Below are 6,442 nucleotides of genomic sequence, written 5' to 3' on the forward strand. Positions count from 1 at the left end.
GAGACGTAGAGCGTGTGCAGGCCGGGGCGGGGGGGCTGGGCGAGGGCGGCGCCGGCCTGGGCCGAGACCAGCAGGGCGAGCACGGCGCGGCGCGCGATCATGGCACGGGACTCGGCCACGCCCGGGCCGGGGATGCAAGCGCGACGGGGCGGAAGGGCGCATGCCCCGGCGGACCGGCGGCGAACAGCCAGACCGGGGGACCCGCCGCCGGCACGGCGAACAGGCTGGCGCTCACCGTGCCGTAGCCCCGATCCGGCAGGATGGTCATCGCCCCGCGCGCCCCCGCACCCGGCTCGGCCTCGGTACTGGCGAGCAGCGGCAGCCAGGACGACCAGTCGCCGCGCCCGGGATCGGGCGGGGCAGCGGTGCGGAAGCGCGGCAGATGGAGCCGCGCGCGCGGGCTCGCCGCGCTGTCCGGCCCGTGCGCGGTCAGCATGGTGAGGCCCTCGGGCAGGTCGCGGCGCCGCGCCCACCCGTCCTCGGCCTCCAGGATCCAGCCGCCCGCGCGTCCGGCGCAGAGGAGGTTGAAGGCGGCGTAGGCGGCAGGGTCGATCGCGGCGCCCGCCAGCGCCGCGAGCGGCAGCTCGCCGCGCGAGCGCCTGTCCGGGCGGCTGCCCAGCGTGCCGGGACGATTGAGCACGCACGCGACCCGCGCCCCGTCCGAGGCCATCCAGGTGCCGCCCGCGACCCGGTCGCGCCCGCCCACCACGCCGGGCCGGTCGGGCCAGTGCGGCGCCGGGGGGTCCCAGGCGCGCGCGATCATCTCGTCGCGGATGGCGGCGAGCACGAGCGGCCAGGCATGGCCGGGCCGATGGAGCAGCACCACGGTGCACATGCGCCGCCCATCTGCTACAGAGCCGCGCGCACGCCAAGCCGCGCAATCGAGGAGAGCCCGCGACGATGAGCACCGACCCCTTCGCCGAGCGCGAGAAGGGCTTCGAGGCGAAGTTCAAGCTGGACCAGGAGCAGGAGTTCCGTGCCCAGGCCCGGCGCAACAAGCTGTTCGGGCTGTGGGCGGCGGAGAAGCTCGGCCGGACCGGCCCGGAGGCCGAGGCCTATGCCAGGACCGTGGTCGCGGCCGACTTCCAGAAGCCCGGCCACGACGACGTGATCGCGAAGGTGCGCACGGATCTCGAGGCCGCCGGCACGCCGATCGACGAGCGCACGCTGCGCGCCGAGTACGAGAAGTTCCTGCCGGTCGCGCGCCGCCAGATCGCCGAGGAGGCGCCGAAGGAGCCGAAGGTCTAGAACGGTTTCCACACGAGCGGGAACCGCTCCGACCTGTCCTTGCGCGCATCGTCGCGCATGCGGCTCATACCAGCCCGCCGAAGGTTTGACCTTCGGCGGGCTGGTCTGGGGTCATGTTCGCGCGCGGCCGCCCCACCAGCCCCGCGCGCGATACCCTCCGCACAAAGGTCAAGCCTTTGTGCGGAGGGTATAATTCCAGCCGCCTGCGATCTGCCCTAGCGCCGATCGCGATCGGGCGGGCCGCCTCGCGCGGGGTCCGCGGCCGGCGCGTCTCCACCGGCCGGCTCGCCGAACACCCGCGCCAGCACCGCGTCCACGTGCGCGAGGTGCAGGCGCGGGTCCATCGCCCGATCGAGCACGGTGCGGTCGAGCCGCCCCGCGATCTCGGGATCGGACTCGAGGTTCTCGCGGAAGCTCTTCGCCGCCTCGGTGCCGAGCGCCATCCAGGTCGCCATCGCGTTGCGCTGCACGATGCGGTAGGCGTCCTCGCGGCTGAGCCCGGCCTGGGTCAGCGCCAGCAGCACCTCGCCCGAGTGCACCACGCCGCCGAGCGCGTCGAGATTGGCCTGCATGCGGTCGGGATAGACCACCAGCGTCTCGATCATGCCCGCGAGCCGGTGCAGCGCGAAGTCGAGCGCGATGGTGGCATCCGGCGCGATCACCCGCTCCACCGAGGAGTGGCTGATGTCGCGCTCGTGCCACAGCGCGACGTTCTCGAGCGCCGGGATGGCATAGCCGCGCACCAGCCGCGCGAGCCCCGTCAGGTTCTCGGACAGCACCGGGTTGCGCTTGTGCGGCATCGCCGAGGAGCCCTTCTGGCCCGGGTGGAAATACTCCTCGGCCTCGCGCACCTCGCTGCGTTGCAGGTGCCGGATCTCGACCGCAAGCCGCTCGATCCCGCTCGCGATCACGGCCAGAGTGGCGAAGAACATCGCGTGGCGGTCGCGCGGGATCACCTGCGTCGAGACCGGCTCCACCGCGAGGCCGAGCCGTTCGGCGACGAACGCCTCCACCTCGGGCGGGGTGTGGGCGAAGGTGCCGACCGCGCCCGAGACCGCGCAGGTGGCGATCTCGCGAGTCGCGGCCGCGAGACGGTCGCGGTTGCGGGCGAACTCGGCCCAGTGGCCGGCGAGCTTCAGCCCGAAACTGGTCGGCTCGGCATGGATGCCGTGGCTGCGGCCGATCGTCAGGGTGTGGCGGTGCTCGAGCGCGCGCCGCTTCAGCGCGGCGAGCAGCCGGTCCAGCCCGCCCGCGAGCAGATGCGCCGCATCGCGCAGCTGCACCGCGAGGCAGGTGTCGAGCACGTCGGAGCTCGTCAGCCCCTGATGCAGGTAGCGGGACGCCTCGCCGATCCCCTCGCCGAGCCAGGTGAGGAAGGCGATCACGTCGTGGCGCACCTCGCGCTCGATCGCCTCGATGCGCGCCACGTCCGCCTCCGTCATGGCGGCCACGCGTGGCGCGCCCTTGGCGCGGATCTGCCGCGCGGCCTCGGCGGGGATCTGGCCGATCTCGCCCTGCTTCTCGGCCGCCAGCGCCTCGATCTCGAACCAGATCCGGTAGCGGTTCCGCGCCGACCAGATCGCCGTCATCTCGGGGCGGGAATAGCGGGGGATCATCGCATCTCTCCTGGCCGGGCCGGGCGGTATGCCGAGGGGGGGCGCGCTTGACAAGCGGGGGGCCGGCCGGTCGTATGCCGCCCGCTTCCACTCCCGCTCCACGGAACCGTCGCCCCCCATGGAACTGCCCTTCACGATGTCGCAGGTCTGGTCGCTGCTCGCGGTGATCGGCATCGACATCGCGCTCGCCGGCGACAACGCGGTGGTGGTGGGAATGGCGGCGGCAGGTCTGCCGCCCGAACAGCGGCGGCGCGCGATCATCCTGGGCATCGGCGCCGCCGCGCTGATGCGCATCGGCTTCGCGCTGATCACCACCCAGCTCCTGCAGATCACCGAGGCGCTGTTCATCGGCGGCCTGCTGCTGCTCTGGGTCTGCTACCGGATGTTCAACGACCTGCGCGCCGGCCACGTGGCGGAGAGCATGCACGCCGCCGAGGGGTTCGGCGCCAAGCCGAAGACCTTCGCCTCGGCCATGTGGACGATCGTGGTGGCCGACGTGTCGATGAGCCTCGACAACGTGCTGGCGGTCGCGGCGGCGGCGCGCGAGCACCCCTACATCATGGCCTTCGGCCTGTTCCTCGCCGTGGTGCTGATGGGCGTCGCGGCGTCCTACATCGCGCGGATGCTCGACCGTTACCGCTGGATCGGCTGGGCGGGGCTCTTGCTGATCGTCTATGTCGCGCTGCGCCTAGTGTGGGACGGCTGGCCGGGTGTCGCCCCCTATTTCGGCCTCTCGCCAGACCCGATGCTGGTGACCGGGCTGTTCACGGCCGCCTGCGCGCTCTACGCGGCCGCCGACTTCGCGCTGAAGCGCCGCACCGCGCCGTAGCCGGACGCGCAGCACCTCTGCCGCCGCGGCGGCACGGCGGGCGGGGCGCCGGGGCCGGGCTCACAGCAGCCCGGCCTGGCGGAAGCTGAGCCAGCGCCCATGGCCGACGATCACGTGGTCGTGCAGCGCGATCGAGAGCAGCGCCGCGGCCCGGCCGATCTCGCGCGTCGTCTCGATATCGGCACGGCTCGGGGTGGGATCGCCCGAGGGGTGGTTGTGCACCAGGATCATGCCGGTGGCGTGCAGTTCGAGCGCACGCTTGACCACCTCACGCGGATAGACGGGGGTGTGGTTCACCGTGCCGCGCGCCTGCGACTCGTCGGCGATCAGCCGGTTCTTGGCGTCGAGGAACAGCACGCGGAACTGCTCGATCTTCTCGCGCGCCAGCACCGCGTGCAGGTAGGCCATCAGCCGGTCCCAGTTGCCGAGCACCGGCCGCCCGATCACCTCGGCGCGGCTCAGGCGGATCGCCGCGGCCTGGACGAGCTTGAGCGCGGCGACGCTGTGCGGCCCAAGCCCGGGCGTCTCGATCAGGGTCTGCTGCGGCGCGGCGAGCACGGCCGCGAAGCTGCCGAAGCGGTTGATCAGCGCCTTCGCCAGCGGCCTGGTGTCGCCCTCCGGCATGGCGGAGAAGAGCAGCATCTCGAGGAGCTCGTCATCGGCCAGCGCATCCGGGCCGCGCGTCAGCAGCGTGTCGCGCATCCGCGCGCGATGCCCGTGCGGGCCGGCGGAGAGCAAGGACACCTCGGCGGAGAGATGCGGCAGTCCGCGCCCGGGGGCCGGAGCCGAACGCGCCGGCGCCGGCGCGACCTCCAACCGGCTGCTGCCGGCATCGGCAAAACCGCCGCCCCGCCCCGCCGCCTGCGGCCAGGCCCCTCCGGGGCCGCCGCGCCGCCAGAACCGCTCGAGCAACCGCACGCCTGCCGCTCCACCGCTCGCCGGCGGGAAGGTAGTGCGCCCTTTCCGGGAATACTACCGCAGGTAATCGGCCCGGCAGCGATTCCGTGCCCGCCCTGGCGCGGCTACAACAGTCCCTGCTGGCGGAACGAGAGCCACCGGCCGTTGCCGACGATGACGTGGTCGTGCAGCGCGATGCCGAGCGCGGCTGCCGCCGTCTGCACCTCGCGCGTCATGTCGATGTCGGCGCGCGAGGGGCTCGGGTCGCCCGAGGGATGGTTGTGGACCAGGATCAGCGCGCTGGCCTGCAGGTCGAGCGCGCGCTTGACCACCTCGCGCGGGTAGACCGGCGCATGGTTGACCGTGCCGCGCGCCAGGGTCTCGTCCGCCTTCAGCCGGTTCTTGTGGTCCAGATAGAGCACGCGGAAATGCTCGACCTTCTCACGCGCGAGTGCGGCGTGGAGATAGGCCATCAGCTTGTCCCACGCGTTCAGGAGCGGCCGGTCGGCCACCTCCGAGGCGGCGAGCTTCAGCGCCGCGGCGTGCACGACCTTCAGCGTCGCGATCGCCGCCTCGCCCACGCCGGGGACCTTGGCCAGCTCCTCCTTCGGCGCGGCGAGCACGCCGGCGAAGCTGCCGAAGCGGGCGATCAGCGCCTTGGCGAGCGGCTTGGTGTCGAGCCGCGGGATCGCGAAGAGGAGGAGTTCGAGGAGCTCGTAGTCGGCGACCGCCTCCGCCCCGCCGGCGAGGAAGCGCGCGCGCAGCCGCTCGCGGTGGCCGATATGGCCGGGCGGGGGCCCCTCCTCCGGGACGGGCGTGAACAGCCCGCCCGCATCCGCCATCCCGCGCCGCTTCGCCATGGCCGCCGGCGGCTCAGCCGTAGGGCGGCTTGTGCAGCCCCGCCGGCGAGAGGGTGAAGATCTCGCAGCCGGTCGCGGTGACACCCACGGTGTGCTCGAACTGCGCCGACAGCGACCGGTCGCGCGTGACCGCAGTCCAGCCGTCATCGAGGACCTTCACCTCGGGCCGCCCGGCGTTCACCATCGGCTCGACCGTGAAGAGCATCCCTTCGCGCAGCACGAGCCCCTCGCCCGGGCGGCCGAAATGCAGCACGTTCGGCGGCTCGTGGAACGCCCGGCCAAGCCCGTGGCCGCAGAACTCGCGCACCACGCTGAAGCGCTGGCGTTCGACGAAGGACTGGATGGCGTGGCCGAGATCGCCGAGCGTCGCCCCCGGGCGGATCGTCGCGATGCCGCGCATCATCGCCTCGTGGGTGACATCCATCAGCCGCTGCGCCTTCACCGACGGCTTGCCGGCGACGTACATGCGCGAGGAATCGCCGTGCCAGCCGTCCAGCACCACGGTGACGTCGATGTTGAGGATGTCGCCCTCCTCCAGGCGCCGCGGCGAGGGGATGCCGTGGCAGACGACGTGGTTGACCGAGGTGCAGATCGACTTCGGGAAGCCGCGATAGCCGAGCGGGGCCGGCACGGCGCCGTGGGCGAGGATGAAGTCGTGGCAGAGCCGGTCGAGCTCCTCGGTCGTCACTCCCGGCTTCACGTGCGGCGTGATCATGTCGAGCGTCGCCGCGGCGAGCCGGCCGGCGCGGCGCATGCAGGCGAAGTCCTCGGGGCCGTAGAGGATGATCCGCCGCGCGTCGCCCGTCTCCGCGTCACGTCGATCGGCGCGACGGGTGGCATCGCCGGGCCGGGCCTCGGTGTCGCGGTCGAGCTGGGTCATGGGGGGGTGCCTGTCCATCGTCCCGCCCTAGCGCGGCGGGCCGGGCGGTGCAAGCGCGCCCGGCCCGGCCGCCTCGCCCGCGCCCTGCTCGGCCGTGCCCAGGGCCTGCGCC

Annotated in this window: 7 protein-coding genes; 2 read left to right on the forward strand and 5 right to left on the reverse strand. The window is 73.1% G+C overall.

The features are described from left to right. Window positions 1–97 precede the first annotated feature (97 nt). Entirely contained in the window at window positions 98–835 is a 738-nt protein-coding gene (locus FK498_RS16400) for an NRDE family protein (protein WP_141856430.1), read from the reverse strand. 65 nt (window positions 836–900) lie between these two features. Between FK498_RS16400 and FK498_RS16405 the strand changes: the two genes are divergently transcribed. Next, on the forward strand, window positions 901–1,248 hold the full coding sequence (locus tag FK498_RS16405) for a DUF1476 domain-containing protein (RefSeq protein WP_141856432.1): 348 nt from the start codon (window positions 901–903) through the stop codon (window positions 1,246–1,248). Between the two features lie 215 nt (window positions 1,249–1,463). Here the strand turns inward: FK498_RS16405 and purB are convergent, their stop codons facing one another. Next, the gene (purB, locus tag FK498_RS16410; protein WP_237560978.1) at window positions 1,464–2,864 is read right to left on the reverse strand and encodes an adenylosuccinate lyase; all 1,401 of its coding nucleotides are present in this window, start codon (window positions 2,862–2,864) and stop codon (window positions 1,464–1,466) included. Window positions 2,865–2,982: 118 nt separating this feature from the next. Here purB and FK498_RS16415 point away from each other — a divergent pair, with 118 nt between their 5' ends. After that, window positions 2,983–3,693 carry a TerC family protein gene (locus FK498_RS16415; protein WP_141856434.1) on the forward strand — a complete coding sequence of 237 codons (711 nt, stop codon included), beginning with the start codon at window positions 2,983–2,985 and terminating at the stop codon, window positions 3,691–3,693. Between the two features lie 60 nt (window positions 3,694–3,753). On the opposite strand, the gene radC (FK498_RS16420) is transcribed toward FK498_RS16415, so the two are convergent. From radC (FK498_RS16420) to map, 3 genes are all read right to left on the reverse strand, one after another. After that, a complete protein-coding gene (gene radC, locus FK498_RS16420) occupies window positions 3,754–4,458 on the reverse strand; it encodes a RadC family protein (protein ID WP_237560980.1) in 705 nt (234 codons plus the stop codon). A gap of 257 nt (window positions 4,459–4,715) precedes the next feature. Then, window positions 4,716–5,450 (reverse strand): RadC family protein, encoded by a 735-nt coding sequence (radC, locus tag FK498_RS16425; protein ID WP_237560979.1) that lies wholly within the window; start codon window positions 5,448–5,450, stop codon window positions 4,716–4,718. 13 nt (window positions 5,451–5,463) lie between these two features. Next, window positions 5,464–6,204, reverse strand: coding sequence for a type I methionyl aminopeptidase (gene map / locus FK498_RS16430; RefSeq protein ID WP_237560981.1), 741 nt, complete (start codon window positions 6,202–6,204; stop codon window positions 5,464–5,466). Between the last annotated feature and the right edge of the window lie 238 nt (window positions 6,205–6,442).

Origin of the sequence: Elioraea sp. Yellowstone, from assembly GCF_006704265.1 — a bacterium.
Lineage (GTDB): Bacteria > Pseudomonadota > Alphaproteobacteria > Acetobacterales > Acetobacteraceae > Elioraea.